The 26,891-nt window shown below is 59.6% G+C and carries 23 protein-coding genes; 10 read left to right on the forward strand and 13 right to left on the reverse strand.

The window, feature by feature from the left end:
• Positions 1-2 precede the first annotated feature (2 nt).
• Both QMM04_RS00990 and rhaB read right to left on the reverse strand, forming a co-directional pair.
• Positions 3-1,259 carry an L-rhamnose isomerase gene (locus tag QMM04_RS00990; RefSeq protein WP_282995476.1) on the reverse strand — a complete coding sequence of 419 codons (1,257 nt, stop codon included), beginning with the start codon at positions 1,257-1,259 and terminating at the stop codon, positions 3-5.
• The gene (rhaB, locus tag QMM04_RS00995; RefSeq protein ID WP_282995477.1) at positions 1,243-2,724 is read right to left on the reverse strand and encodes a rhamnulokinase; all 1,482 of its coding nucleotides are present in this window, start codon (positions 2,722-2,724) and stop codon (positions 1,243-1,245) included. Before rhaB ends, QMM04_RS00990 begins: the two co-directional genes overlap by 17 nt.
• A 289-nt stretch (positions 2,725-3,013) precedes the next feature.
• Here rhaB and rhaS point away from each other — a divergent pair, with 289 nt between their 5' ends.
• Together rhaS and rhaR are read left to right on the forward strand one after the other, a co-directional pair.
• Positions 3,014-3,835 carry an HTH-type transcriptional activator RhaS gene (gene rhaS, locus QMM04_RS01000; RefSeq protein WP_282995486.1) on the forward strand — a complete coding sequence of 274 codons (822 nt, stop codon included), beginning with the start codon at positions 3,014-3,016 and terminating at the stop codon, positions 3,833-3,835.
• A 13-nt stretch (positions 3,836-3,848) separates the two neighbouring features.
• Complete coding sequence (rhaR, locus tag QMM04_RS01005; protein ID WP_282995479.1) at positions 3,849-4,715, forward strand: HTH-type transcriptional activator RhaR; 867 nt, start codon at positions 3,849-3,851, stop codon at positions 4,713-4,715.
• A gap of 41 nt (positions 4,716-4,756) precedes the next feature.
• On the opposite strand, the gene rhaT is transcribed toward rhaR, so the two are convergent.
• The gene (gene rhaT, locus QMM04_RS01010) at positions 4,757-5,791 is read right to left on the reverse strand and encodes an L-rhamnose/proton symporter RhaT (protein WP_021506088.1); all 1,035 of its coding nucleotides are present in this window, start codon (positions 5,789-5,791) and stop codon (positions 4,757-4,759) included.
• A gap of 367 nt (positions 5,792-6,158) precedes the next feature.
• Here rhaT and QMM04_RS01015 point away from each other — a divergent pair, with 367 nt between their 5' ends.
• The 3 genes from QMM04_RS01015 to aldA all read left to right on the forward strand — a co-directional run bounded on the left by QMM04_RS01015 (position 6,159) and on the right by aldA (position 8,191).
• A complete protein-coding gene (locus tag QMM04_RS01015) occupies positions 6,159-6,482 on the forward strand; it encodes a hypothetical protein (protein WP_058780589.1) in 324 nt (107 codons plus the stop codon).
• A 14-nt stretch (positions 6,483-6,496) separates the two neighbouring features.
• Positions 6,497-6,595 carry a YoaK family small membrane protein gene (locus QMM04_RS01020; RefSeq protein ID WP_021313714.1) on the forward strand — a complete coding sequence of 33 codons (99 nt, stop codon included), beginning with the start codon at positions 6,497-6,499 and terminating at the stop codon, positions 6,593-6,595.
• Positions 6,596-6,754: 159 nt separating this feature from the next.
• On the forward strand, positions 6,755-8,191 hold the full coding sequence (gene aldA / locus QMM04_RS01025; protein WP_211724458.1) for an aldehyde dehydrogenase: 1,437 nt from the start codon (positions 6,755-6,757) through the stop codon (positions 8,189-8,191).
• Between the two features lie 40 nt (positions 8,192-8,231).
• On the opposite strand, the gene QMM04_RS01030 is transcribed toward aldA, so the two are convergent.
• Together QMM04_RS01030 and QMM04_RS01035 are read right to left on the reverse strand one after the other, a co-directional pair.
• A complete protein-coding gene (locus tag QMM04_RS01030; protein WP_211724459.1) occupies positions 8,232-9,506 on the reverse strand; it encodes an MFS transporter in 1,275 nt (424 codons plus the stop codon).
• On the reverse strand, positions 9,503-10,924 hold the full coding sequence (locus tag QMM04_RS01035; protein WP_211724460.1) for a M20 family metallopeptidase: 1,422 nt from the start codon (positions 10,922-10,924) through the stop codon (positions 9,503-9,505). The genes QMM04_RS01030 and QMM04_RS01035 overlap by 4 nt, the downstream gene beginning before the upstream one ends.
• Positions 10,925-11,071: 147 nt before the next feature.
• Between QMM04_RS01035 and QMM04_RS01040 the strand changes: the two genes are divergently transcribed.
• Entirely contained in the window at positions 11,072-11,986 is a 915-nt protein-coding gene (locus QMM04_RS01040) for a LysR family transcriptional regulator (protein WP_021506093.1), read from the forward strand.
• Here QMM04_RS01040 and QMM04_RS01045 read toward each other — a convergent pair.
• The gene (locus tag QMM04_RS01045) at positions 11,976-13,571 is read right to left on the reverse strand and encodes an ABC transporter substrate-binding protein (RefSeq protein WP_282995481.1); all 1,596 of its coding nucleotides are present in this window, start codon (positions 13,569-13,571) and stop codon (positions 11,976-11,978) included. The two genes, QMM04_RS01040 and QMM04_RS01045, sit on opposite strands and share 11 nt — an antisense overlap.
• 114 nt (positions 13,572-13,685) lie before the next feature.
• Between QMM04_RS01045 and pepT the strand changes: the two genes are divergently transcribed.
• Entirely contained in the window at positions 13,686-14,912 is a 1,227-nt protein-coding gene (gene pepT / locus QMM04_RS01050) for a peptidase T (RefSeq protein ID WP_282995482.1), read from the forward strand.
• 52 nt (positions 14,913-14,964) lie between these two features.
• Here pepT and QMM04_RS01055 read toward each other — a convergent pair whose 3' ends face one another.
• Both QMM04_RS01055 and QMM04_RS01060 read right to left on the reverse strand, forming a co-directional pair.
• The gene (locus QMM04_RS01055) at positions 14,965-15,744 is read right to left on the reverse strand and encodes a transporter substrate-binding domain-containing protein (RefSeq protein WP_021506096.1); all 780 of its coding nucleotides are present in this window, start codon (positions 15,742-15,744) and stop codon (positions 14,965-14,967) included.
• A 13-nt stretch (positions 15,745-15,757) separates the two neighbouring features.
• Positions 15,758-16,924 (reverse strand): methionine aminotransferase, encoded by a 1,167-nt coding sequence (locus tag QMM04_RS01060; protein WP_104186695.1) that lies wholly within the window; start codon positions 16,922-16,924, stop codon positions 15,758-15,760.
• Positions 16,925-17,049: 125 nt separating this feature from the next.
• Between QMM04_RS01060 and QMM04_RS01065 the strand changes: the two genes are divergently transcribed.
• A complete protein-coding gene (locus QMM04_RS01065; protein ID WP_282995483.1) occupies positions 17,050-17,931 on the forward strand; it encodes a LysR substrate-binding domain-containing protein in 882 nt (293 codons plus the stop codon).
• Here QMM04_RS01065 and QMM04_RS01070 read toward each other — a convergent pair.
• Positions 17,889-19,565 carry a methyl-accepting chemotaxis protein gene (locus QMM04_RS01070; RefSeq protein WP_058769764.1) on the reverse strand — a complete coding sequence of 559 codons (1,677 nt, stop codon included), beginning with the start codon at positions 19,563-19,565 and terminating at the stop codon, positions 17,889-17,891. The two genes, QMM04_RS01065 and QMM04_RS01070, sit on opposite strands and share 43 nt — an antisense overlap.
• 212 nt (positions 19,566-19,777) lie before the next feature.
• Positions 19,778-21,301, reverse strand: coding sequence for a carboxylesterase/lipase family protein (locus tag QMM04_RS01075; protein WP_282995484.1), 1,524 nt, complete (start codon positions 21,299-21,301; stop codon positions 19,778-19,780).
• Positions 21,302-21,492: 191 nt separating this feature from the next.
• Between QMM04_RS01075 and QMM04_RS01080 the strand changes: the two genes are divergently transcribed.
• A complete protein-coding gene (locus QMM04_RS01080) occupies positions 21,493-21,927 on the forward strand; it encodes a DoxX family protein (RefSeq protein WP_058769762.1) in 435 nt (144 codons plus the stop codon).
• Between the two features lie 68 nt (positions 21,928-21,995).
• On the opposite strand, the gene QMM04_RS01085 is transcribed toward QMM04_RS01080, so the two are convergent.
• Both QMM04_RS01085 and QMM04_RS01090 read right to left on the reverse strand, forming a co-directional pair.
• On the reverse strand, positions 21,996-23,336 hold the full coding sequence (locus QMM04_RS01085; protein WP_125308767.1) for a VOC family protein: 1,341 nt from the start codon (positions 23,334-23,336) through the stop codon (positions 21,996-21,998).
• 88 nt (positions 23,337-23,424) lie between these two features.
• Entirely contained in the window at positions 23,425-24,759 is a 1,335-nt protein-coding gene (locus QMM04_RS01090) for an aromatic acid/H+ symport family MFS transporter (protein WP_058758506.1), read from the reverse strand.
• A 323-nt stretch (positions 24,760-25,082) separates the two neighbouring features.
• Between QMM04_RS01090 and QMM04_RS01095 the strand changes: the two genes are divergently transcribed.
• On the forward strand, positions 25,083-26,003 hold the full coding sequence (locus QMM04_RS01095; RefSeq protein ID WP_282995485.1) for a LysR substrate-binding domain-containing protein: 921 nt from the start codon (positions 25,083-25,085) through the stop codon (positions 26,001-26,003).
• On the opposite strand, the gene smrA is transcribed toward QMM04_RS01095, so the two are convergent.
• Positions 26,000-26,566 carry a DNA endonuclease SmrA gene (gene smrA, locus QMM04_RS01100; RefSeq protein ID WP_021506105.1) on the reverse strand — a complete coding sequence of 189 codons (567 nt, stop codon included), beginning with the start codon at positions 26,564-26,566 and terminating at the stop codon, positions 26,000-26,002. The two genes, QMM04_RS01095 and smrA, sit on opposite strands and share 4 nt — an antisense overlap.
• Positions 26,567-26,891: the final 325 nt, after the last annotated feature.

Here is a 26,891-nt window from a genome sequence, read left to right on the forward strand (position 1 = left end):
CCTTAACGTTGACGCAGCACGTGTTGTTCGTAGTGACGGACTTCGCTCAGCCATCTGGCATCGGCTGGCACATCGTGGCGCAGGCACCACGCTTCCCATACCGCCTGCCACGGCAGCGACTTTTGCTCTTCAAGCAGCGCCAGCCGGGCGGTGAAATCCCCATCACGCTCCCGCTGACGCAGCTGTTCGCCCGGCTCCAGCAGCGCCCGCAACAGGGCTTTTTGGGTATTGCGCGTGCCGATCACCCAGGCGGCAATGCGGTTGATCGAGGCATCGAAGAAGTCGAGACCGATGTGCACCCTGTCGAACAACTTTTGACGGGCGATCTCACTGGCAATCGCCTGGGTTTCATCATCCAGCAGCACCACGTGATCGCTGTCCCAGCGGACCGGACGGCTGACGTGCAACAGCAGGCGCGGCACAAACAGCATGGCGCTGGAGATTTTGTCGGAGATCACTTCGGTAGGATGGAAGTGGCCGGCATCCAGCGTCAGCGCGGTCTGGCGGCTGGTGGCGTAACCGAGGCAGAACTCACTGGAACCCACGGTGTAACTCTCCGCGCCAATGCCAAACAGTTTGCTTTCCACTGCATCAATGTGGTGCTGCGGATTCAGCGGTTCGCGGATGATCTCATCCAGCGCGCTGGCGAGACGCTGGCGCGGCGTGAGGCGATCGACGGTGAGATCTTTCATGCCGTCCGGCACCCAGATATTCATGACTGACGGCGTGCCCAGCTGCTCGCCAAACCAGGCGGAAATACGGCGGCTGGCGGTGCAGTGGTCGATCCAGAACTGACGAATGCCCGGATCGGCATGCGACAGCGTAAACCCGTCTGCGCTGAGCGCATGAGAAAAACAGGTTGGGTTAAAATCCAGCCCCAGCTGCCTGCTTTTCGCCCACTCCAGCCAGTTGCTGAAGTGCTGCGGCTCAATCGCATCACGTTCTACCGGGCGGTCGCTCTCAAGGTAAATGGCATGCAGGTTGAGGCGTTTGGCACCGGGGATCAGCGACATCGCTTTGTCGAGATCGGCACGCAGTTCAACCGCGTTGCGCGCCCGCCCCGGATAGTTGCCGGTCGCCTGAATACCGCCGGTGAGCGCCCCCTGCGGATTCTCAAACCCGCGTACATCGTCGCCCTGCCAGCAGTGCATTGAGACCGGAATGGTATCCAGTTGTGCCATCACCTGTTCCACATCCACCCCGATGGCGGCGTAGCGTTGTCTGGCCAGTTCAAAGGCCTGTTCAATCAGCTTTGTCATATGCAAGTTCCTTAGCAGGTAGGCTCAGCGCCGCAAAGCGAGCCTGATGGGCCGCAAAGACGCTGTGATTCAGCGGGATAAATTTTTCTAACGGGAAATTGTGGCGAATGCAGCGGCGTAAATCGGCCACGTCGCGCAACTCACCCAGCGCGATCAGCTGGCAGCCGATGTTGCCCAGCGTCGAGGCTTCCACCGGGCCGGCAAACACCGGCAGCTGGCAGGCATCGGCACACAGCTGATTAAGCAGCGGATTCTGGCAGCCGCCACCGACGATATGTAACTGCCGCAGCGCAGTGCCGCGCAGGTGGCTAAGCTCCTGCAGCGTCTGCGAATAGAGCAGCGCCAGGCTGTCAAAGATGGTGCGCGCCAGCGCCGCCGGGCTGTGCGGCACGGGCATCGCCTGTTCGGCGCAGGCGTTCTGGATCTCCTGCACCATACTGGCCGGATTAATGAAGCGGTGATGATTAGGGTGAATCAGGGCGCGGCAGGCCGGTTCCCGCGCGGCGTCGGCAATCAGCGCAGTGAGATCGCTGATGTGCAGTTCGCTGCACACCCGCTGCAACAGCCACAGGCCCATGATGTTTTTCAGCACCCGATAGCCTTCCGCACCGCCTTCATTGGTCAGATTAGCCTGCAGCGCCGCCTCGCTGACACAGGGCTGCAGGCTTTCGATGCCAATTAGCGACCAGGTGCCGGAGCTGAGATAGGCAGCATCGTCCTGTTCCAGCGGCGTGGCCAGCACCGCGCTGGCGGTATCATGGGTGGCGACGGCGATCACCGGAATGCGCTGGCCGCTTGCGTTGCGCCAGTAACCGACGGTGTTGCCCGGCGCACGCGGCGTGCCGAACCAGCTGGCGTCTGCGCCCGCCCAGGCCAGCAGCTCGCGATCCCAGTCGCCGCTGTGAATGTTGAGCAGTTGGGTGGTGGTGGCGTTGGTGTATTCCCAGTTGAGTTCACCGGTCAGGCGATAGTGCAGATAATCCGGAATCATCAGCGCGTGCTTCACCTGCGCCTGCCAGTCCGGCTGCTGCAGATGCAGCGCGCGCAGCTGATACAGCGTGTTGAACGGCAGAAACTGAATGCCGGTGCGCTGATAAAGCGCCGGTTTCCCGAGTTCACGCATCGCCTGGGCCATCAGGCCGTCGGTGCGTTTATCACGGTAGCTGACCGCTTCGCCCACCCGCTCGCCGTGCGCGTCCAGCAGCACCAGATCCACGCCCCAGGTATCAATGCCGAGGCTGTCCGGCACAATGCCCTCCTCATCCAGCTGCTGCAGCCCGGCGCGAATCTCCTGTTCCAGCCGGTCCAAATCCCAGCAGTCATAATCGCCGCGCTGCACGCGCGGGTTGGCGAAACGCCGCACTTCGCGCAGGCTGAGCTGCTGACGGTCAGCCTGCCAGCTGGCCAGCATGACGCGGCCACTGGATGCGCCTAAATCGATGGCAACAATATTACGCAGACTCATGGCGAGTACTCCCTGTGAAGACATGGCGACAGAGTAGAAATCCTGCGCCGCAGACACCTTCCCGCGAGTGCCAGCGGGTCATCACCGCTGGCAGGTTTGCAAAGGTGTTCGTGAGTGAGCTCACAGAACCGCATAACGGCAGAGTTGTGAGCCTTGCCGCAATTCCATCAATCACTTAGGCGATCTTGAATAATTGGCGATTTTCCTGCGCTGCCCGGTGCAAAATTCAAGGTAAGGTGGCAGGCGGCTGCGTAGACTCGGTTACGGTTTTGTTAACTGAGGGCGCATGATGACGGTATTACACAGTGCTGATTTCTTTCCGGCCGGCGATTACACGATAGCCATTGAGCCACGTGTGCCGCAGTCGGCGTTTCCGGAGCATCACCATGATTTTCATGAAATTGTGCTGGTGGAACAGGGCTCGGGCATCCACGTATTTAATGGTCAGCCGCAGGCACTCAGCGCCGGCTGCGTCTGTTTTGTGCGCGATCACGATCGCCATCTGTACGAGCAAACCGACAATCTGTGCCTGACGAATGTGCTGTATCGCAGTCCGGCGGCGTTCCGCTTCCTGTCCGGCCTGCAGGCGCTGCTGCCGCGCGAACAGGACGGCCAGTATGTTTCACACTGGCGAATTAACCATAAAGTGATGGCGCAGGCGCTGCAGCTGGTGACGCAGATGAAGCAGCCGGCCAGCTGGTCGCTGGAACGTCAGGCGCAGCAGGAACAGCACTTTTTGCAGCTGCTGGTGCTGCTGCGCGAGGCGGCGCACAAAGATCAGGCGCAGGACCAGGATGCCCGCCTGCACCGCTTGCTGGACTGGCTGAATGCGCACTACAGTGAGGAGATTGCGTGGGAAGCGCTGGCCGATCGCTTCTGTTTGTCGCTGCGTACCCTGCATCGCCAGATGAAGCAGCAGACCGGCAGCACGCCGCAGCGCTATCTCAATCGGCTGCGTTTATTGCAGGCGCGGCACCTGTTGCGCCACAGCGAGATGCGCATCACGGACATCGCCTATCAGTGTGGGTTTGGTGACAGTAATCACTTCTCCACCCTGTTCCGGCGGGAATTTGGCTGCGCGCCACGCATGGCGCGCCAGCAGATGGGGTAACCGGAGGGCTGACATGCCGCTGTTACTGACGCGCGAGGATTACTTCCCGGCCAGCAATTTGCCTATTGCCGTGGCAGAACGCATGCCGCAGCCCTCTTTCCCACCGCACCGGCATGAGTTCAGCGAGATTGTGATTGTCTGGCGCGGTAATGGCCTGCATATCCTCAACGATCGGCCGTGGCTGATCACCTGCGGCGATGTGTTTTACATCCGCGACTGTGATTGCCACAGCTTTGATAGCGTCAACGATCTGGCGCTCGACAATATTCTCTACTGCCGCGATCGCTTCAGCCTGGCGCTCGACTGGCAGCAGCTGCTGCCGCCACAGGATGAAGAGACACCCGCCAGCTGGCGTCTGACCACGCGCGGCATGGCGCTGGCGCGCGGCGTCATCAGCCAGCTGGAGCGCGAAAGTCGCAAAAGCGATTCGCTATCGATTCAGCTGTCGGAAGCGCTGTTTTTGCAGCTGGCACTGATATTGCGCCGTCACGGCTACGCCGCCGATCGCCCGTGGGTGCTGCCGGAGGGCGAACAGCTCGATCTGCTGATGTCGGCGCTGCTCGGCGATATCAGCCGCCCCTTCGATCTGCCCCATTTCTGCCAGCAAAATAAGCTCAGCGAACGGTCGCTGAAACAGCTGTTCCGTCAGCAAACCGGCATGACCATCGGCCACTACCTGCGTCAGCTGCAGCTGTGTCAGGCAAAATATCTGTTGCGCACGCAGGCATGTCTGATTAGCGAAGTGGCGGCACGCTGCGGGTTTGATGACAGCAACTACTTTTCCGTGGTGTTTACGCGCGAAACCGGGTTAACACCCAGCGCGTGGCGTCAGCGTTTTTTGTCGCCGCGCGAACCGATGGCAGACAAAGAAAAAGCCTGACGCGCGCAGAGACGCGTCAGGCGGTGCGAGGCTAGGCGCTGTCAGGCAGCCATACCGAGACCGACAATGTTTGCCGCGATAATGATCACCACGCAGCCAATCGATAACACGCTTACCGGTCGACGCCCCACCGATTTCCACTCCTTCAGCACCAGTCCCACCAGGCCGCCGCACAGCACGTACAGGCTCATGTGCAGCATCCAGCTAACGAAGTCGTACTGCGGAGGAATTTTTGCGTGGCCCCAGGCATAGAAGAAGAACTGCAGATACCACATGGTTCCCCCCAGCACGGCGAAAGCAATGTTGGCGATCAGCAGCGGTTTTGCTACGGAAAAGTCACGGCGCAGCGAAAGCTCCGGCTTCACCGCCAGGCGGATAAAGCAGTACGCGAGGTTGATCAGCGCGCCACCGCCCATGATCACCACGTAACTCGGCAATGCCACATACAGCGGATTGATGCCCAGACTGGCAGCGGCTTCATGCATCGGCTTCGCCGCATCCATGGCAAACGACATGCCAGCCGAGAAGATGCCGCACAGCACCGCCAGCACCAGGCCTTTCTTCAGGTTGAAATCTTCGGCGTTAATCCCCAGCGCCCGTTCCTTTAGCAGCCCGGCGCGCGACACAATCGCCACACCCAGCAGCGCAACCAGTACGCCCAGCAGCGTCATCCGGCCGCCGGCGGAGCTGAACAGTTCAACGAATCGGCCCTGCAACAGCGGCGTCATCAGCGTCCCCACCACCAGCGTAATGCCAATGGCGATACCAATCCCCATCGACATCCCCAGATAGCGCATGGTGAGGCCATAGTTGATGTTGCCGATACCCCACATGGCACCGAACAGAAACACCGGCAGCAGCTGCGATAAACTGAAACTGCTGTAGTACGCCCAGAAGTTCGGTAAAAGCGCGGCACTGACTGCCCAGGGCAGAATCAGCCACGACATCACGCCGCCGACCGACCACATGGTTTCCCATGACCACTTTTTAACCTGTTTAAACGGAGCATAAAAACAGGCGGCGCTGGCGGCACCCACCAGATGCCAGAAGATACCTGCAAGAATGGCACTGTTCATTGTTATTCCTTCGTAAGGTTGAGGCCAGACGGAAACACCTGCGGTTTCCGATTAGTGGCAGTCTATGGCGCACTACGTGGACTCAGCCTTTGGATAGTTGCCGTAAAGCCAGGCTGACTGGCAAAATCGGGGGGGTATGCAACATGAGGATCACAAATTCGCATTTGCCGCTGTTATGCCGGGCGAGTTCTTTAAGTTGCTTATTATTCGGCATATTTTTGATTTATGTTGTGTTGATCGGCACAGTTTTTCATCTGTTGCCAGCGCGCCGCTTAACATGGCACTCACACAAAGCTGCGCGAATCACTTCCCCCGACGGGGTTAAATCCGTATAACGTGGGAAAAATCATCGGAACCAGGGATTGAGATGAAGAGCAAACGGTTAACGCTGGTGCTGTCGCAGGCGGTGAGCCGCGTGATGCTGGATGACATCCGCGCCATCGTGCCGCCCGAGGCGCTGAATGTGTTCATTAATGGCTTAGATACTACTCACTACGCCACGCTGGACTGCGTGCAGAGCGAAGAGAACTGCGCGCTGCTGGCGTCAGCCATTGTGGTGTGGCGTCAGCTCGGCCATGTGCATCAGATTCAGTATCAGAAAGGCGAACATCTGCGTCAGGTCGATGACGCGACACAATTTCAGCTATTCAGTATGATGAAAACCCACCGCGCGCTAATCCAGCTCGCCTAACGCTCAGGATGCATATGAAAATCGGTCTGCTGTTCCCCATCGCCATTATTGTTGCCGGTGTCAGTTTTCTGGTCTGGTTTATTGCCAGCGGCGCCATGATGCCCGGTTCCTGAAACGGTCCACTGACGCAGAATGCTGCGTCGGTCGCGTGATTCTTGCCGCTATTGCCAGCGCCCTGCCGGTGCTGGCAGTGATAAAAAGGTCGCCAGCGTTCATCTGCTTCACTCTTCCTTCACATCAGTTTAACAAAACCGAGCGTGGAGCCCCTGCACATGACCCTTCATCATCAACACTACATTAATGGCGCGTTTGTCGAGGCGCATAACGATAGCTGGATTGAAGTGATTAACCCGGCGACGGAGACCCTGCTGTCACGCGTGCCCCAGGGCAGCAAACAGCAGGCGGCGGCAGCCATTGCCGCCGCAGAAGCCGCTCAGCCCGGCTGGGAAGCGTTACCGGCGGTGACGCGCGGCGACTGGCTGCACCGCATCGCCACGGCAATTCGCCAGCGCGAGCCTGAGCTGAGCACCACCCTCGTCGCGGAGGGCGGCAAAACCCAGGCGCTGGCGCAAACCGAAGTGCTGTTTACCGCTGACTACTTCGACTACATGGCGGAATGGGCGCGACGCTACGAAGGGGAAATTGTCAACAGCGATCGCCCAAACGAAAACATCTTTGTGTTTAAGAAAGCGATTGGCGTGACCACCGGCATTCTGCCGTGGAATTTTCCCTTCTTCCTGATTGCGCGCAAAGCGGCACCGGCGCTGATCACCGGCAACACCATCGTGCTGAAGCCGAGTGAGATCACCCCGAACAACGCCGCCCTGTTCGCCGCCATTATCGACGACATCGGCCTGCCGCCCGGGGTAATTAACATCGTTTACGGCTATGGCCCGGAGGTAGGACAGGAACTGGCCGCCAATCCTAAAGTCGGGTTAGTGAGCCTGACCGGCAGCGTCAACGCCGGCATCGCCACCATGGCCGCCGCGGCGCCGAATGTGACCAAAGTGTCGCTGGAGTTGGGCGGTAAAGCGCCGGCAATTGTCATGAACGACGCCGACCTCGATCTGGCCGTCAGGGCTATCGTCAGTTCGCGCATTATTAACAGTGGCCAGGTGTGTAACTGCGCCGAGCGCGTGTATGTACAAGACGGCATTTACAATCGCTTTATCAGCGCCCTGACCGTGGCGATGCAGCAGGTGAAATTTGGCGATCCGGCGCAGCAGGCCGATGTGGATATGGGGCCGCTGATTAGCGCAGCCGCGTGCGACCGCGTCGGGCAAAAGGTCGCCAGCGCCGTCGCGCAGGGCGGCAAGGTGGTGCTGGGGGGCAAACGCGCCGGTGAACGTGGTTTTTATTTTGAACCGACCATCATCACCGGGGTACGTCAGGAGATGGCGATCATGCGTGAGGAGATTTTTGGCCCGGTGCTGCCGGTGATGCGCTTTAACACGCTGGATGAAGCCATCGCGCTGGCTAACGACTGCGACTATGGCCTGACCTCATCGCTGTATACCCGCGATCTGAACACCGCGATGATCGCGCTGCGCCGGCTGAAATTCGGGGAAACCTACATTAACCGCGAAAATTTTGAAGCGATGCAGGGGTTCCATGCCGGCTGGCGCAAATCCGGCATCGGCGGTGCCGATGGCCGCCACGGGCTGGAGGAGTATCTGCAAACGCACGTCGCCTATCTGCAGTTTGCCTGATGCGTAAACACCGGTGCGCAGCGCGCGCACCGGTTGCCACTTAGCGTATCCGTTTCTGACTGCGCAGCAGCGCTATCCCGCTTAAGAGCGACATCGCCATCAGGTAGTAGCCCGGCGCCAGACTGGTGCCGGCGGCACTGATCAGCAGCGTGCAAATCAGCGGCGCAAAACCGCCAAACACCGTAACCGCAATGTTATAGCTGATGGCCATGCCGCTGGCGCGCGTACCAATCGGGAACAGATCCGCCATCACCGAGGGCACGGTGGAAAAATAGATCGATTTCAGCAGCGCCATCCAGCACACCAGCACAATCAGCGTGGCCGGCGTGGTGTGATTGACCACCAGCCGAAAGGCCGGAAAGATGGTGACCATCAGCAGTATGAGCGAGCCCCACATCAGCGGCAGGCGGCCAATGCGCTCCGCCCACCATCCCATCAGCGGCGTCACTACCGTCAGAATCACCCCGGCCAGCAGTGTGGCGGTAAAGGCCACCGAGCCCGGCAGATGCAGATTTTTGGTTGCGTAGGTCGGCACGTAGTTGAGCATGTAGTTGACCGCCGTGGAGATCACCATCAGGCCAATCGCCAGCAGCATCAGCGCTTTTTGCCGGCCAAACAGCCGTTTGAGCGGGGCCGCTTCCGGCGTCTGCGCGGCAAAGCTGGCGGGCTCGTGCACGTGACGGCGGATATACAGCCCGAGCGGGCCAATCAGCAGGCCGAAGGCAAACGGAATACGCCAGCCCCATGCCTGAATCTGGCCTTCGCTCAGGATCTGCGTCAGACCGAGACCAAACGCGGAGGCCATCAGCGTGCTGGCGCCCTGGGTGGCGAACTGCCAGCTGGCGATAAAGGCTTTGCGCTCGGGAAAATGCTCGACCAGAAACGCCGTAGAGCTGCCAAATTCGCCACCGGCAGAGAAGCCCTGCACCAGGCGCGCCAGCAGGATCAGCAGCGGTGCGAGCAGGCCGATGCTGTCGTAGCCCGGCATAAACGTGATGATGGCTCCGCCAAGCATCATCAGATTGATTGAGAGCAGCAGCGCTTTTTTACGCCCGTGGCGATCGGCATAGTTGCCCAGCACCACCGCGCCCAGCGGGCGAATCAGAAAGGAGACGCCGAAACTGCCAAAGGTCAGCAGCAGCGAGACCGACGCATCGCTGGTGGGAAAGAAGGCGTGGGCGATATAGCTGGCGAAGAAGCCATATACCGCAATGTCGAACCACTCCAGCGCATTACCGATGCAGGTCGCAAACAGCGTTTTATGCAGGTTTGGCTTCACCCCGCTCAGCGGCGCGCTATGGCTGAGGCTGCTCATGCGCCACCTCCCGCATAAGCGCGGTGTTGCGCCAGCCATTCCGTGCCCTGCTCGCCCAGCTCCCACAGCAGCTGCGTCATGATCTGCAGCCCTTCGCGGGCAATCGATTTCAGCATGTGCTCATTCACGCCATGCTGACCGCAGGCGGGATACGAATGTGGCACCCACAGCGTTGGCAGGCCCAGAATCTCCGCGAACACTTCATTCGGCAGCGATCCCCCAAGGTTGGGCAGCAGCGCAGGTTTTTTGCCGCTGGTTGCCGCCATGCTGTTCAGCACCCAGTGCACCAGCGGATCGTCAGGATCGAGACGCGTGGCGGGTGAACCGCGCAAAAATTCAACCTCAACATCATGGAAGCCGTGCTGCGCCAGATGCGCGCTGACGTGCTGCGCCAGCCGCTGCCAGTCGGTACCGACCACAAAACGCAGCTGGCACACCGCCGTCGCGCTGCCGGGAATGGCATTCATCGGGCGCGCCGGGTTACCGGTAAGAAACGACAGCACTTCCAGCGTGTTCCAGCCGTACAGGCGTTCGGCAGGCGTCAGGCCTGGCTCGCCCCAGTTGGTGTCAATCGCGGGATCGCCTGGCATGCCACCCACCTCGATATCGCTGAGAATCGCGCGCACCTGCGGGGTCAGCGAATCGGGCCGCAGCGCCTCAACCTGCAGCACGCCCTGCGCGTCCACCAGCGTGGCGATGGCGCTGGCCAGTCGGGTGCCGGGATTGCTTAGCAGTCCGCCCCAGTTGCCGGAGTGATAAGCATTGTCACGCGCGTTGATGGTCAGGCGGAAATTTACCGCACCGCGCGAACCGAGGAACAGCGTCGGCCGCACGGCATTGAGCCGCGGACCGTCTGAGGCAATGAACAGGTCAGCCTGCAACAGTTCCGCCTGCTGCTGACACAGCTGCGCCAGCCCCGGCGAGCTGATCTCTTCGCCCATCTCAAACAGCCATTTGCAGTTAAAGCCGAGACGGCCGCCGCGCGCCTGGTACACCTGCTCCAGCGCCGCAAGATTGACGCAGTGCTGACCTTTGTTGTCGGCGCTGCCGCGCCCGTACCAGCGATCGCCCTCTTCGGTCAGCTGCCACGGCGACAGCCCGCTGCGCCAGTTCTCGTCATCGCCGAATACCACATCACCGTGCCCGTAGCTCAGCAAGGTCGGTAAGGCAGGATCTTCCATGCGCACCGCCACGAGGAATGGCCGGCCGGCGGCGTGCGGGTTATCGATGAGCTGTAGCGTGAAGCCCAGCGCCTGCAGTTGCGGCGCAATCTCCTGCTGCAAATAGTCCTTTAGCGCCGCATCGCGATCGTCGCGCTGGCTCTCGGTGCGCCACGCCACGCGGCGCGCCAGGATACGTTGAAATTCCCCGCTGTCGAAATATGCGGTGGCCTGCTGAACCGCCTGTTGTGCTGTCATGTTTGCCCTGCCTGTTATAGGTCTGCTGTTTTTTCATCTTTGCGGAAAGGCAGCTTTGCCACAATTATCAATTTATCGAGTAAGATTTGCCTTTAAAGCAAAGCTGCGTTGCCCGATTTCGAGGCAGGCACAGACGGAGGCCATGGCATGTTAAGCACGGAAATGCGTTATTTTCTCGCGGTAGCCGATTGCGGTTCGCTCAGCGCGGCCAGCGCCCAGCTGTTTGTGGCGGTCTCTGCCATCAGCCGTCAAATTCAGCGGCTGGAGCAGCAGCTGGGCGTGACGCTGTTTGCCCGTCATGCGCGCGGGATGGTGCTGACCGAGGCCGGCGAGATTTTTGCCCATCACGTGCGTAAAAATCTGCTGGATATGGAGTATGCGCTGGCGGAGATTAAAGGCCTGAAGGCGGTGCGGCGCACGCTGATTCGTGTCGCCTGCACCGACGGGCTGGCGTTTACCCTGCTGCCCCGGCTGATTGCCGCCTTTCGCCGCGATCATCCCGGCGTGCTGTTTGACGTTCGGGTGGCAAGCGCTCAGGGCGTGGCTGAACTGCTGCGCAGCGGCGAGTGCGACGTGGCATTACAATTCAGCCTGCACGCGGAACGTGCGGTTGAGGTGGTGGGCTCATGGCCGGCGCCGGTGTTGCTGGTGATGCATGACAGCCATCCGCTGGCGGGCGTGCCGCAGGTGGCGCTGGCCGATCTCAGCCACTATCCGCTGGCGCTACCGCAGCAAAACACCACGGTACGCCAGCTGTTTGAGCTGGCCAGCCACATGAGTGGCCATCTGATCGAACCGGTACTGACCTGCGACAACTTCTCCACCCTGTTCCATTTTTTACTGCGCACGCCGCTGGCGGTGACCATTTGCAGCAGTTTTACCCTGGCGGAGGAAGCGCAGCAGCAGGGTCTGGTGATGCGCGCGGTCAATATCGATCAGCTAAGCCAGCGTACGCTGCAGCTGCAGACGCAGTCAGGGCGACCCCGCAGCGCCGCCCTGACTCTGTTTCTGACCTTTCTGCAACAGCAGCTCAGCGCGCTGTCCGCTGCGATTAAGGCGTGATATCCACCGGATAGAAGATGTGCTTGCCGAACGGATCCACCTGGTAGCCGCTGACCGATTTACGCACCGGCTCGAAAATCGTTGAGTGCGCAATCATGACCGCCGGCATCTGGTCATGCATCATCTGCTGCGCCTCGCGGTATAACGCCACGCGCTTGTCATGATTTTGTTCGGCGCGCGCCTCGGTGATGATTTTCTCAAACGGCGCATAGCACCATTTGGACGAGTTGGAGCCGCCGTTCGCCGAGGTGCAGCTGTACAATGGCCCGAAGAAGTTATCCGGATCGCCGGTGGCGGTGGTCCAGCCCATCAGCGCTGCCTGATGCTCACCGCCCTTAACGCGCTTCAGGTATTCGCCCCACTCATAGCTGACGATGTTGGCTTTGATGCCCACTTTTGCCCAGTCGGCCTGAATCATCTCAGCCATGCGGCGGGCGTTGGGGTTATACGGCCGCTGGACCGGCATCGCCCACAGCGAAATTTCGGTGCCCGGCTGAATGCCGGCCTGCTGCAGCAGCGCTTTGGCCTGTTGCGGATCGTAGGCGTAATCCTGCAGATCTTTATCAGCACTCCACACATCCGGCGGCAGAATATTCTTCGCCACCGTGCCGGTACCTTTGAAGATGGCATCAATGATCGCCTGCTTATTGATGGCCATCGCCAGCGCCTGGCGCACTTTCACGTTATCCAGCGGGGCTTTGGTGGTGTTGAACGACAGGAAACCGGTGTTGAGGCCAGATTTCTGTTCCAGCGTGATGTTCGGGTTGTGGCGCATGTTGTCGAGATCGGCCGGATTAGGGAACGGCATCACCTGGCACTCGTTTTTCTCCAGTTTGGCATAGCGCACCGAGGCGTCCGGGGTGATGGAAAACACCAGCCGATCGATTTTAGCCTTGCCCTGCCAGTACTGCGGGAAGGCTTTGTAGAGAATGCGGGAATCTTTTTGATACTGCACCAGCTCAAACGGTCCGGTGCCAATCGGCTGCATGTCGACCTTTTCCGGCGTACCGGCTTTCAGCATCTGGTCGGCATATTCCGCCGAGTGAATCGAGGCGAAATACCACGCCAGATCGGCGAGAAACGGCGCTTCGGCATGGGCCAGCGTAATCCGCACCGTCAGATCATCCACCTTATCGATACGGGTGATCAGTTTTGCCAGCTCGAGGCTTTCAAAGTTGGCATAGTTACCGCCCGAAACGGTGTGATACGGGTTTTTCGTATCGAGCTGGCGCATAAACGAGAAGATCACGTCATCGGCGTTGAGATCGCGCGACGGCGTAAACAGTTTATTGCCCTGGAACTTAACCCCTTTGCGCAGATGGAAGGTATACACCTTGCCGTCCGGGCTGATCTCCCAGCGCTCCGCCAGGCTGGGCACCAGCTCGGTGGTGCCCGGTTTGAAATCCACCAGGCGGTTAAAAATCGGCACGGCGCTGGCGTCCACGCTGGTACCGGAGGTGTAGAGCTGCGGATTGAAGTTTTCCGGCGAGCCTTCAGAACAGTAAACCAGCGTCTTCGCCGAGACGCCGCCTGCAACCGCTAACCCCAGTGCGCTAAGCGCCAGTTTTCCTATCATCTTTTTCATCGTCTTCTCGCTTTTTATTGACTTCCATGAGCCAGCATCGGTATTTATTTCATAAATAACATGATTTAGCCGTCTGGCGTATCTCCAGTGGCGCAAAGCTAATAAGGAATTGTGATGACAGACCAACTTGCCCGTCAGCTGACCCAGCGTTTTTACCGTTATCTGGCGGTCTCCAGCCAGAGCGATGCCAAATCCAGCACGCTGCCCAGTACGCCGTCGCAACACGCCATGGCGGAACTGCTGGCGCAGGAGCTGCGCGATCTCGGTCTGCAGGATGTGGTGATTGATCAGCATGCCACGGTGACCGCCGTGAAACCGGGCAACCGGCCTGGCGCGCCGCGCGTGGGCTTTATCACCCATATTGATACCGTCGATGTCGGGCTATCACCGGATATCCATCCGCAAACCCTGCGCTTTGAGGGCGCGGATCTGTGTCTGAATGCGCAGCAGGACATCTGGTTGCGGGTGGCGGAGCATCCGGAAATCCTGCCGTATGTCGGTCAGGAGATTGTGTTCAGCGACGGCACCAGCGTGCTGGGGGCCGACAACAAAGCGGCAGTCAGCGTGGTGATGACGCTGGTGGAGAACCTGCGTGGCGAGCACGGTGATGTGGTGGTGGCGTTTGTGCCGGATGAAGAGATCGGCCTGCGCGGCGCCAAGGCGCTGGACCTGGAGACGCGCTTTAACGTCGATTTCGCCTGGACCATCGACTGCTGCGAGCTGGGCGAAGTGGTGTATGAATGCTTCAACGGCGCCTCCGCTGAAATTACCTTCACCGGCGTGCCGGCGCATCCCATGTCGGGCAAAGGCGTGCTGGTGAATCCGCTACTTATGGCGCACGACTTCATCTCCCGCTTCGACCGGCTTGCCACGCCCGAGCATACCGCCGGGCGCGATGGCTATATCTGGTTCAATGATATGCAGGCCAATGCCAGCCAGGCGGTATTGAAAGCGTCGATTCGCGATTTCGATTTAAAGGGTTTTGATGCGAAGAAGCAGCAGCTGGTGGAAGTCGCCGATCAGATCGCCGCGCACTATCCGACTGGTCACGTCGCGCTGAAGATCAATGATATCTATAGCAACATCAGTAACGCGATAGGTGAGGACCGGCGGGCAATCTATCTGATTTTTGCTGCGCTGCAGCAGGTGGGCGTGGAACCTAAAGTGATTCCGATGCGCGGCGGCACCGATGGGTCTGCGCTGTCGGCCAAAGGGTTACTGACGCCGAATTTCTTCACCGGCGCGCACAATTTCCATTCGCGCTTTGAATTCCTGCCGATCCCGTCATTTGTGAAGTCGTATCAGGTGGCGGAAGCGCTCTGTTATCTGGCGGCCCGATAAGCGCGGTTGCAAGACAGCCTGACCGGCAACTGCCGATCAGGCTGACACCCGCTTACTTGCTGACGCTGACGTCAATGCCCGGGAAGAATTTCGCCGCCAGTTTAGTCACGGTGCCGTCGGCCTGGACTTTGGCGATGGCCGCATCCAGTTCCCCTTTCAGCTTGCTATCGCCTTTGCGCAGACCGAAACCAATGCCGGAACCGAGAATGGTGTCGTCTTCCACCGGCTTACCGGCGAAGGCGAAACCTTTGCCCTGCGGCTTATCGAGGAAACCAGACTGACCGGCGGCGGACATCACCAGCGTACCGTCAAGACGGCCAGCGACCATGTCGTTATACACCTGGTTCTGATCCTGATACGACGTCACCGTCACGCCCTGGGATTCCCAGTGCTTTTTAGCGTAGGTTTCCTGGATTGAGCCCTGCAGCACGCCAATATTTTTACCTTTCAGCGACGCCGCCGTCGGTTCGAGTTTCTCGCCCTGCTTCACGATCAGCATGGTAGGAATGCGGTAGATCGGGTTGGTGAAGTCGATACTTTTCGCCCGCGCCTCGGTGATGTTCATCGCCGAGTTAATCGCATCGAATTTTTTCGCCTGCAGCGCCGGGATCAGCGCATCAAAGCTGCTCTCAACCCATTTGCAGTCAAAATGGCCGACCTGGCAGATGGCTTTGCCCAGTTCGATGTCAAAACCCTCCAGCTCGCCCTGCGCGTTGCGGCTTTCAAACGGCGGATATTGCGACTCCAGACCGTAGCGCAGGCTCTCCTGCGCCAGCGCCTGCACGGAGGTGATCATGCCCAGTGCGATAAACAGTGCGTTCAGTTTTTTCATTATTTTCCCCTAATTACCCTTTAACCCGGCACAGCGCCTGCGCGCCGGCTTCGAGCGTTGCGTCGTCTTTAGCAAAAGAAAGGCGGATTAATTTATTGTCAGTGCCATCCATATAAAACGCCGACAGCGGAATGGTGGCCACACCGTGATCGACGATGAGACGTTTTACCATTTCACTGTCGCTTTCGTCACTGAAATGTCCGTAGCTGGCCAACATAAAGAACGAACCGGCGCTCGGTAACAGCCTGAACGGTGAATCCTGCAGCAGCGTCTGCAGCCGGTCGCGCTTCGCCTGATAAAACGACGACAGCTGCAGATAGTTTTGCGGGTTCTGCAGATACTGCGCGAAGCCAACCTGCATCGGCGTATCGGCGGCGTACATCATGAACTGATGCACCTTGACGATCTCCGCCATCAGCGCAGCAGGCGCCAGCGCATAGCCGACGCGCCAGCCGGTCACGTGGAAGGTTTTGCCGAAGGAGGACACCACCACGCTGCGCTGTGCCAGTTCCGCATGCGTGGCCATGCCGCAGTGCGTCTGGCCGTCAAACACGATGTGTTCGTAGACTTCATCAGACAACACCACGATGTCGGTATTACGCGTCAGGGCCGCCAGCTGGTCGAGATCGGCGGCATTCAGTACCTGTCCGCTCGGGTTATGTGGCGTATTGATGATAATCATGCGCGTACGCGGCGTGATCGCGGCACGCAGTTCGTCCCAGTCAATCGCAAAATCCGGCACCTGCAGCTTGAGGCCGATCGGCGTCGCGCCCTGCAACCGCACCACCGGCGCGTAGCTGTCAAAGGCCGGCTCAAAGAAGATCACTTCATCACCCGGATGCACCAGCGCCGAAATCGCCATGTAGATGCCCTGACTGGCACTGCCGGTGATCAGGACTTCGCTGGCGGCATCGTACGGCTGGCCATACAGGCGGTGCACCTTCTCCGCCAGCGCTTCGCGCAGCGCCGGTAAACCGGTCATCGCGGCATACTGATTATGGCCGTCGCGCATCGCCTGGCTGACCAGCTCAACCAGGTGCGGGTCACACGGGAAATTGGGCGCGCCCTGGGACAGATTAACGGCCTGATGCTGTGCGGACAGCTGGCCGATCACGCTAAAAATGGTGGTGCCGACGTCCGGCTGTTTGGAGGAGAGCTTCACGCTGCTGTTCAGGGTCATCATTGCTCCACATGTTGCATAACCACGTATCGGAAGTAGATTTCTATTCAACGGCGCGACGCTTGAGTCGACAAGCGAATTGTTGTCATAATAGCCATGATAAAAAATCATAGCTTGAGGCCGTTATGTCCCGCTCTGCTCTGCCGCTCAACGCCATTCATGCCTTTCTGGTCACCGCCCGTCATCTCAACCTGACGCGCGCCGCCAGCGAACTGTGCATCACTCAGGGCGCGGTGAGCCGCAAAATTGCGGCGCTGGAGAGCTGGCTGGGATTTGCCCTGTTTGAACGCCACGCGCGCGGTCTGCATCTCACCGATCAGGGCGCGGCGCTGCTGCCGGAGCTGCAACAGGGATTCAATCTGCTGGTCAATGCCACTGAGAAAGCCAGCCGCAGCAACGCCTCGATTCGGCTGAAAGCCCCGACCTGCGCCATGCGCTGGCTGGTGCCGCGCCTGGTGGCGCTGGAGCAGCAGCGGCCAGACATTCACGTGGCGCTCACTACCACGCTCGATCATGCGTCGCAGCTGGAAAACTTTGATGCGGCAATTGTGTTCGGCACGCCGCCTGCCGGTGCCATTCCGCTGTTTGCCGAGCGCCTGACGCCGGTGCTGGCCAGCAGCGTGCCGGCGCCGCGCCATGTCAGCGAACTGGCCAGATTCACTTTCCTGCATCCGACCGGCGATACGCGCGACTGGCAGCTGTGGCTGTCCGGCCAGGCGGAGCAGCTGCCGATGGCGCGCAATCAGCACTTCGCCACCATGGATTTGGCGATCAGCGCGGCGATTCAGGGATTTGGCGTGACGGTGGCGGATATTACGCTGGTGGAGAATGATTTGGCGAATGGGCGGTTAATCGCCCCGTTTGCCGCGAGTGTGGCAACCGGGGCGAGCTACAGCCTGTTACAGCGGGCGGAAAAAGATGCGCCACCGTTTTTGCCGCAGCTGGTGGCGTGGTTGTGTCAGTCTCAGAATGAAACCCACTCTTCACTGCTGGCGGGTTTACCCTGAGCGCCTGCGGCGGCAGATAACACCGGCCGGCGCAGCGCAGGCGCAGCAGTGGATGCCACAGCCTGTGCGCGCGGCGCGCTGTCGGACAGACGGAACTTCGCCACCGACGCCTGCAGCTCTTCGGTCTGACGCTCCAGCGCGCTGGCCGCCGCCGACACCTGCTCCACCAGCGATGCGTTCTGCTGGGTGACGCTGTCCATTTCGGTGACGGCGGTGCCGACCTGCGAAATCCCTTTGCTCTGCTCTTCCGACGCGGCAGCGATGTGCTTCATGATCTCATTCACATCCTGCACCGACTTCAGAATGTCATGCATGGTGCTGCCGGCGCTGCTGACCAGCTCCGAGCCCTTTTCAACGCGTGACACCGAATCTTCAATCAGCGTGGCGATCTCTTTTGCGGCGCCGGCGCTGCGTTGCGCCAGGTTGCGCACTTCGCTGGCCACCACGGCAAAGCCGCGCCCCTGCTCACCAGCACGCGCTGCTTCGACTGCCGCGTTGAGCGCCAGGATGTTGGTCTGGAAGGCGATGCCGTTGATCACGCTGGTGATTTCGGCAATCTTTTTCGAACTGCCGGAAATGCCCTGCATGGTGGTCACCACTTCGCCAACCAGACGGCCGCCCTGCTGTGCGGTGCCGGTGGCGGTCTCCGCCAGCGCGCTGGCCTGACGTGCGTTGTCGGCGTTGAATTTCACCGTGGCGGTCAGTTGCTCCATGCTGGCTGCGGTCTGTTCCAGCGCGGCCGCCTGCTCTTCGGTGCGCGATGAAAGATCGTTATTGCCGGCTGAAATTTCTGCCGCGCCGCGGTAGATGTTCTCCGTGCCGCTGCGGATGGCGCTGACCGCTTCACGCAGGCTGTCCTGCATCGCCCGCAGCAGTGGCACCAGTTTGCCAACGCAGTTGCGGCCAAATTCTTCCACCGGCTGGCTGAGATCGCCCTGCGCAATCACGGTAAAATGGTTACGAATGCGATCCAGTGGTTTCACCAGCATCGTCACCAGGTAACGGTCAGTGAACAGCAGAATCAATAAGCCGAACACCACCGCCGACACAATAATCACTTTGGTCATGCTGGTAAGCGTGTCCACGGTCACGCGGGTCTCATCCAGCTTGCTGCTGGCGGCCTGATTAAACGCTTCTGCGCTGGCACCAAACGCCCGGCTCAGCGGCGGCGTGACATTGTTGGCCTGCGCGCGCCATGCATCCAGTGAAGCCTGCTGCGCCAGCGCCACCTGTGGCGCGATACCCTCATCCAGCAGTTTCTGCCAGCTGCTGATCACATTGTTCACCGTCTCACTGTCCATCGGACCCGGCGCCATGGCTTTGAACTGGGTTAACTGCTGTTTCATGTTATCCAGTGCCTGCTGCACCGGCGCGAACGCTTCTGCGGTCGGCGCGTTACCGGCGGTGCGGCCTTCCATTACCCGCGACAGACGCGTGACCACGCGGAAATATTGATCGTTGCCTTTGCTGAGCGCCGTCATCTGGTTTACCAGCTGACGATCAATCTCGTTACCCTCGCCGAGCGCATTCAGCGAGTGGACGCTGAACAGCCCTACGCCACACCATAACAGGCAGAAAAGCCCGAGAATGGTCAGCATAACGGCGCGAATCGTGAAGTTTTTTAACATACCCATACATAATCCCCTGGTGTGAACGCTGGCAGCCCGGATAAAACAGGGCTTAGGGTATTTATCGGCAGCGAACCGGGAAAAGATAAATGTTTTGTAAGCTAATTAATTGCAGGATGGGGTGCCGCGCGGGGCGGCTGAGCGGTCGTAAAATCAGGCAGATAGCGGCCAATTTGCCTTAAAAAAACATTGATGTTTTTACATGATTAGCAGGCTTATTAAAGTTTAACGTGGCTGCGCATCATCAGGCGAAACAGACGCAGACGGCCGCGCATAAATCGCGCCTTCAGCACCGATTCCGCTTTACCGTCGTGGCCAAAGGCGAGAGTCAAATCTTCACCTGGCCGCCACACCGGCCAGTCGGGTTCCCCGTCGAGCCGCAGCCGATGGCTGAACTCACTGGCATCCCGTGCAAAGGCCACCCACCAGGCGCTGACGCGGCCGGCAAAGGCGATATCGCTGGCGCTGTAATGCCAGTCACCCGGCGGCGGCAGCGTCGCGAGCGTATTGAAGACATAAGGAATTTCGTTGCCGTGCCAGGTGCCGTGCGGGTAGAGATGACGCGCGTTTTCTGACACATAATCAAACCAGTAACGCCACGCAGGCATGCCGATGCTGTGCTGCGACTGCGCCACCAGCAGCGGCATGACGGTAAACGCCATGTCGCGCGCCACCGCGCGTCCCAGCAGGCTGTCATCATGGATATCGTACAGCCACTTCAACAGGCGATAACTCAGGCGACTTTTGCTGCGCAGCTGCTGTAACACGCTGCGGACATCTACGCCGAAGTAGTCCAGCACGCTGGCTTCATCGCTGTTGCTGCCAATCATCAACGGCACGCGATGCTGTTTACCCGCCATAAAGGTGTCGAGCATCGGTCTGGGTAGCACCGCATCGCCGCTGATGGCCACCGGCCCCAGCGCCAGCGGTCGCTCCAGCGGCCAGAAACTGTCGGCCGGCAGTGCGCGCAGCTGCTCCGCACTGGCATCCGCGGCCAGATTGAAATGCGCTGCCACCTGCAGGCCGGTTTGCTGCGCCTGCTTATGCGGCACGTCCGGCAGGCTGTAGGCACTTTGCACGATGCCCTTATGAAACAGTCCTTCGGCCAGCGGCGAGCAACATAGCGACAGTACGCTGCGCGCGCCGGACGATTCGCCAAACAGCGTGACGTTATGGCGATCGCCGCCAAATGCCGGGATGTTACGCTGAATCCACTGCAGCGCGGCAATCTGATCCAGCAGCGCAAAATTATTGACCACCTTGCCCGGCGGATACTGGGCGTCGAGCGCCGGATGCGCGAAAAAGCCGAAATGACCAAGGCGGTAATTGAGTGTCACCACCACCACACCCTGCGCTGCCAGCGCTTTGCCGCGATAGGGATCAAGGCTGCCGGCACCGATGCTGAAACCGCCGCCGTGCAGCCATACCATCACCGGTAACGGCGTAACGGGTTCGACATCAGGCGTCCAGACATTCAGATAGAGGCAGTCTTCGCTGAAGCGGCCCGGATCGCCGCCGCCGGCCGCCACGCAGTAGTCACGATTTTGCCAGCTGGCATCGCCCCACGCGGTGGCATCGCGCAGCGTTTGCCACGGTGCCACCGGCTGCGGCGGACGCCAGCGCAGTGCGCCAACCGGCGGCGCTGCATAAGGTATTCCTTTAAAGGTAAACAGTTCATCATCCATCAGGCCTCTGAGTTCACCTTCTGCCGTCATGATCCTCAGACGTCGTTCATTTTTCATTGCGGGTTCCTGGTAAAGCCTGATTCCATTATTTGCAGGCCTCAGTGGAATGTCTATGTTCTGCAAGCATTTGCAGATTAAGCCGAATAAGCGACCGATTCATTGAACAACTTCATCAAATTTTTTGGTTAACTGCAGCGACGCATTCTGTTTTATGGTTGCAAGTTAACCTGGCGTGACGGAGAGACGCGATGTTTGCTGGCATCAATCAGCTGTTCACCCGGATGAGCGATCACCCGGATTTCGGTAAATTGCTGTTACGCTTAACCTTCGGCGGGCTATTGCTGTTTCATGGCGAGTTTAAGGCGATTCATGGCGTCGGCTGGATCGCCCATCTGCTCAGCGTCAAAGGCATGCCAGGTTTCATCGCTTACGGTGCTTACATCGGGGAAATTGTGGCACCCATCATGGTCATCGTTGGCCTGCTGACGCGCCCGGCGGCCTTTATCATTGCCGTTAACATGGTAGTCGCAACGCTGCTGGTGAAAATGGGCGCACTCTGGCATCGCACCGATGTCGGCGCCTGGTCGCTGGAAACGGAAGCGCTTTACCTGCTGGGCGCGCTGGCCATCCTGTTCCTGGGTGCCGGAAAATATACGCTGGTGCGCGACGCACGCCTGCAATAATCATTAGAAAGAAAAACAGCCGGCCTGTAAAAGTGATCCTGTCACTTTTCAGGCCGCTTTTTTACGCCCTACTCCTGCACGCCGCAGCGCGCCAGACTGCGCTGTTGCGTCTGCTGATACAGCACCATCTCATCCTGCACGGCGGCACCGAGCGCGGCTTCAAAATCGGCACGACTGGCATTGCCGGCGCTGCGGGCCTGAGTCTGGTTGCCGAGATTCGACTGGAAGATACCGGCCGCGCTCACCGGCAGAAAATCTTCGTAGACAATCGGTTCCGCCTGTAAACGTCCGGTGGCCAGCAGCTGCGCCACGGTTTCCCCGGCGCGCGGCGGCTGATGCTCGCCCTGCGGCGTCAGACGGTAGCGGAACCACGCCAGCTCCTGCTCGCGCAGCGTCTGTTCATCATCAGGAAAATCACGAAACACCGCGCTGAGGTGCTGCTGATGCTGCTGGTTATCGCTGCCGGTACCGGCCTGCGCCAGCAGCCGGTCGTACAGCGCGCGGCCTTTAGGCGTAAGCGCCGCGCCGCGCTGCTCAATTTCACCAAAGCGCGCGGTATGGGTGCCAGGCGTGCCATCATTAAAATGCACCGCCTCTTCCAGCGCTTTGAAGCTGGTCTGGCGCAGCAGAATCGGCACCGCGCGCGGCGGCGGCCCTTCAATCAGGATTTTCGGTTCGATGCCGCGCGAAGGCATCAGCGCCTGCACGCGATCGATGTCCAGCGTGCGTGGCGTCAGGTGATTAATGTGGCAGCCGCGGAAGCACACGACGTCGGCAATCAGGCGATGCTGCTGGCTCAGCGCGCGGTAGGTGGCGCTGTCCACCGTGGTGTGCGCATGCCAGCGAAAGGTTTCCAGCGCCTCCTGAACAAAGCGGGCGGCATCGGCAGCATTGAGACCGCCCTGCTGCTGATGCTGCGCGATCAGTGCCCGGCAGCCAGGCGTGAAGATGTCGCGCGCCGCCAGGATAGCCGTGGCTTTGTCGCGCAGTGCGGCATCGTCGATCAACTCCAGCCGCAGCAGCGAGGTGAAAACGCGGAAGGGATTGCGCCGCAGCGCGCTGTCGCTGACCGGGCGAAAGGCAGTAGAGTGCACCGGCACGCCCGCCTGTGACAGATCGTAATAGCCCACTGGCTCCATCCCCATCACGGCAAACATCTGCCGCAGCGTGCTGAGCTCTGCGGCAGTGCCGACGCGAATGGCACCGTGACGCTCCACGCCGAGGCGGCTCAGCTCATCGGCGGCGGCCAGACGGTTTTTCAGCGCCGGCTGCGCTTCTAAGGTGCGTTCGTTAACGGCGGTAACCAGCTGCGTCAGGGTGCCATATTGCGGCACCTCCTGCTGGTACATGGCCGACATGGCCTGAGAGAACAGCGTGCGGATGGCATCGCGGGTGAGAAAGTTATCCATGGTCATCACCTTGGGCTAAAGGGTTGCTGCTACTGTAGATCAACCCTTTAGCGGCGGGTAACATTTTCGCGGAACTGTGATCGCCCTGTCACTCGGTGGCGCGCGGCTGGTCACCAAAGCGACATTTCAGTACCAGCATCAGCGTGGTCAGCGCCGCCGGCAGCGCCAGCAGCAGAAAGATCTGGCTAAACGACCAGCCGAGGGACAGCAGCTCAGCGCCGACGAAGGCGCTGATGATCGCGCCGATGCGGCCGACGCCGTGCATCCAGCTGGAGCCGGTCGCGCGGGCATGGGTGGGATAGTAACTGGCCGAGAGTGCATTCATGCCGGTGTTGGCACCGTTAAAACAGAAGCCGCTGCAGAAGGCGATGGCGCTCATCAACCCGACCTGCGCCGGGGAAAACCCGAGCGCCACAATGGCGATGCCGCCGCAAAAGTAAATAATGGCCAGCGCCAGATTGGCGTTGATGCGGTCCATCAGCCAGCCGGCAAACAGTGAGCCAACGGTGCCGCCCGCCTGATACATGGCGGTGACGATAGCCGCTTCGGTGACAGACATGCCCAGCGTGTTGATCAGCGATGGCAGCCAGCTGCCAATCAGGTAGACCAGAAACAGCCCCATAAAGTAGCCGCCCCACAGCATCAGGCTGCCAAACAGATAGCGGGGTGAGACGACGGTGGCCACTGCACCGTGGCGCGCGGCCAGCGGTTCACTGCTTTGAAAATGGCTGTCAGGCCGGACGCTGCCCGGCAGCATGCGCGCCAGAATAGCGTGAATGCGTGCAGCGGGCGCGCGCTGGCTGATGAGAAAGCGCACCGACTCCGGCAGGCCGCGCAGCAGAAACGGCAGCACCAGCAGCGGCAGCACGCCGCCCATCAGCATCACGGAATGCCAGTCATAGCGCGGCAGCAGCCACGAGGCGGCAAAACCGCCGGAGGCCGCGCCAAAGGTGAAGCCGCAGAACACCACGGTGATAATAAACGAGCGGCGCCGCTCGGGCGCGTATTCGGCCACCAGCGTGCCGACGTTGGGCATCGCCGCTCCCAGCCCCAGACCGGTGAGGAAACGGAACAGCATCATCTGTTCGATGTTTTGCGCCATGGCGGTCGCCAGCGTCCAGAGGCCAAAAAACAGCACGCTGAGCAGAATCATCACGCGGCGGCCGTAGCGATCGGCCAGCGGTCCAGCCACCATGGCACCCAGCGCCAGGCCAATCAGCGCCGCGCTGATCACCATCCCCAACTGATGATTGGTCACGCCCCAGCTGGCTTTCAGCGTCGGCGCGATAAAGCCCATCAGCGCGATATCCATGCCATCCAGCGCTACCACGACAAAGCACAGCGCAATTAAACGCTTCTGCCAGCTGCTTAACGCGCTCTGGTTGATGAGCTGGCGGACGTCAATGGCTTCAGCGCTGGTCACGGTACCACTCCTGCAGGATTATCACGAATAGGTCATCAGTTTTGGTAAAAAAAACGGCGCTTATGATAGCGCATCGTTAACAATAACGGGCAGGATTTTTAAGTGAAATTGAGAATTATTCAACATTTTACCCGCTAAGCTACTGATAACGCTGAGTACAGAAACGCGCCCGGACGCCCGGTTATTTATAAACCTAACCAATACAGCCACTTACTAAAACTTCTCACGCTGACTGTTTTTGTTAATATAATTTTGCAGGTAAGTTAACAGAATCTCGGTCAGCCACTTGCCGCTGACCACTCTGACTCATTACGCTGGCGTTTATGGACAAAAATCATCTCTTTAATCAGCGCATTCGTCTGCGCCATTTACACACCTTTGTGGCAGTCGCGCAACAGGGCACGCTGGGCCGCGCGGCGGAAACCCTGAATCTGAGTCAGCCGGCGCTGTCTAAGACGCTCAATGAGCTGGAGGAACTGGCGGGCGCCCGTCTGTTTGAGCGCGGTCGCCTCGGTGCTCAGCTGACGACACTGGGAGAACAGTTCCTGACCCACGCGGTGAAAGTACTGGATGCGCTTAACCACGCCGGACAAAGTTTCAACTCGCCGGTTTCCGGACGCCCGATCGTGATCCGCCTTGGCGCCCTCACCACCGCCGCCATGGGGATGCTGCCGCAGATCCTGGATCGCTTCCACGAACAGCAGCCGAACACCACGGTACAGGTGGCCACGCTGCACAATAATGTGCTGCTGGCTGGCCTGCGCGCCGGGGAGTTTGATATTGGCATTGGCCGTATGGCGGACAGCGAAATGATGACCGGCCTGACCTACGAATTGCTGTTTCTCGGATCGCTCAAGCTGGTGGTGCGACCGGAGCATCCGCTCTTAAGTGACAACGTCACACTTTCCCGCGCCATGCAGTGGCCAGTGGTGATTTCGCCTGAAGGCACCGCGCCGCGGCGTATTGCCCAGCACATGCTGGATGAACAAGGCTGCTCGCTGCCGGGCAACTGTGTCGAAACCTCGTCCACCTCGCTGGCCCGCCAGCTGGCGCTGCGTTATGACTATGTGTGGTTTGTGCCATCCGGCGCGGTGAAGGAAGATTTAAGTCACAATGCGCTCAGCGCGCTACCCATCGCATCGCCCGGCCCCGGCGAGCCGGTGGGCATTATTACCCGCAGCGGCCACTCGCTCTCGCTAAGCGCGGAAGTGCTGATGGCCACCATCCGCAAATTTCACAGTTAACGGCTGCGTTTGGCGTGGCGTTCGCGATTATCGAGGCGCGCGCGATCGGTTTTGCGCAGCCCGACATAGACTGCGCCGCTGCCGCCGTGTTGCGGTTGCGCACTGCAGAAAGTTTGAACGTCGTCAAATTGTCGCAGCCAGCGTGCCACGTAGCTGCGGACAATATTGGCGTGCGCTTCATCATCCCGCCCTTTGCCATGAATAATCAGCAGATTGCGCAGGCCCTGTTTACGCGCTTCCAGCATAAAGCTGAACAGCGATTGCCGGCAGGTCTCCACCGGCTGGCGTAACAGATTAAGACTGGCGTCCAGCGTATATTTGCCCAGCCGCAGCTTGTCGAGCACGCCCTGCTGAATGCCATCGGCTTTATATTCCAGCGGCGTGTCGCGCGGGATAATCTCAAGGAAGCCGCGCGTCAGGAAGTTTTCCGGTGCGTCGTCATGCGGCTGCTGGCGCGGCGCTTTAGTAGACGGCGCGCGCAGCCACTGGGTGTTGGCGCAATCTTTTAACGGGGTTACATCACCCATGGCATCGCGGAAAAGGTCTTCATCATCAAGGTTCATGGTGTTTTCCTCACGCCTGGTGGTGAATCGGGCGCAACATGCCACCCGAAAGCAAAATAGTAGCAAAGGTTATCGGCTATCACATCTGTCACTTTCTGCGCGGGATCAGGTTGTGTCCGGATGTAAATATGGAAAGAAAACGTTCCAGATCAAAAACCGGCTGGTAATTTGCAGACATCAAAGCCGCGAATACCCAGCATTTGTGCGGTTTTGATCATTATTACTGCTCGGATGAGTTCACATGACAGAGAAAAATGTTAAAATTGACGACAGTCAATAATCATCGAGCGTACCTATATGATCCCGGAAAAACGCAGCATTCGAC

It is taken from the genome of Pantoea sp. Pa-EAmG, assembly GCF_030024295.1.
GTDB lineage: Bacteria > Pseudomonadota > Gammaproteobacteria > Enterobacterales > Enterobacteriaceae > Pantoea > Pantoea dispersa.

Coding starts and splice junctions, on each gene's coding strand:
- rhaB (WP_282995477.1), bottom strand. CDS start 2,724: ATGAGTCTGCGTAATATTGTTGCCATCGATTTAGGCGCATCCAGTGGC.
- QMM04_RS01070 (WP_058769764.1), bottom strand. CDS start 19,565: ATGGGTATGTTAAAAAACTTCACGATTCGCGCCGTTATGCTGACCATT.
- QMM04_RS01020 (WP_021313714.1), top strand. CDS start 6,497: ATGAAAATCGGTCTGCTGTTCCCCATCGCCATTATTGTTGCCGGTGTC.
- QMM04_RS01065 (WP_282995483.1), top strand. CDS start 17,050: ATGTCCCGCTCTGCTCTGCCGCTCAACGCCATTCATGCCTTTCTGGTC.
- QMM04_RS01095 (WP_282995485.1), top strand. CDS start 25,083: ATGGACAAAAATCATCTCTTTAATCAGCGCATTCGTCTGCGCCATTTA.
- rhaT (WP_021506088.1), bottom strand. CDS start 5,791: ATGAACAGTGCCATTCTTGCAGGTATCTTCTGGCATCTGGTGGGTGCC.
- QMM04_RS01085 (WP_125308767.1), bottom strand. CDS start 23,336: ATGGATAACTTTCTCACCCGCGATGCCATCCGCACGCTGTTCTCTCAG.
- QMM04_RS01045 (WP_282995481.1), bottom strand. CDS start 13,571: ATGAAAAAGATGATAGGAAAACTGGCGCTTAGCGCACTGGGGTTAGCG.
- QMM04_RS01035 (WP_211724460.1), bottom strand. CDS start 10,924: ATGACAGCACAACAGGCGGTTCAGCAGGCCACCGCATATTTCGACAGC.
- smrA (WP_021506105.1), bottom strand. CDS start 26,566: ATGAACCTTGATGATGAAGACCTTTTCCGCGATGCCATGGGTGATGTA.
- QMM04_RS01060 (WP_104186695.1), bottom strand. CDS start 16,924: ATGACCCTGAACAGCAGCGTGAAGCTCTCCTCCAAACAGCCGGACGTC.
- rhaR (WP_282995479.1), top strand. CDS start 3,849: ATGCCGCTGTTACTGACGCGCGAGGATTACTTCCCGGCCAGCAATTTG.
- aldA (WP_211724458.1), top strand. CDS start 6,755: ATGACCCTTCATCATCAACACTACATTAATGGCGCGTTTGTCGAGGCG.
- QMM04_RS01030 (WP_211724459.1), bottom strand. CDS start 9,506: ATGAGCAGCCTCAGCCATAGCGCGCCGCTGAGCGGGGTGAAGCCAAAC.
- QMM04_RS01075 (WP_282995484.1), bottom strand. CDS start 21,301: ATGAAAAATGAACGACGTCTGAGGATCATGACGGCAGAAGGTGAACTC.
- rhaS (WP_282995486.1), top strand. CDS start 3,014: ATGACGGTATTACACAGTGCTGATTTCTTTCCGGCCGGCGATTACACG.
- QMM04_RS01040 (WP_021506093.1), top strand. CDS start 11,072: ATGTTAAGCACGGAAATGCGTTATTTTCTCGCGGTAGCCGATTGCGGT.
- QMM04_RS01055 (WP_021506096.1), bottom strand. CDS start 15,744: ATGAAAAAACTGAACGCACTGTTTATCGCACTGGGCATGATCACCTCC.
- pepT (WP_282995482.1), top strand. CDS start 13,686: ATGACAGACCAACTTGCCCGTCAGCTGACCCAGCGTTTTTACCGTTAT.
- QMM04_RS00990 (WP_282995476.1), bottom strand. CDS start 1,259: ATGACAAAGCTGATTGAACAGGCCTTTGAACTGGCCAGACAACGCTAC.
- QMM04_RS01015 (WP_058780589.1), top strand. CDS start 6,159: ATGAAGAGCAAACGGTTAACGCTGGTGCTGTCGCAGGCGGTGAGCCGC.
- QMM04_RS01080 (WP_058769762.1), top strand. CDS start 21,493: ATGTTTGCTGGCATCAATCAGCTGTTCACCCGGATGAGCGATCACCCG.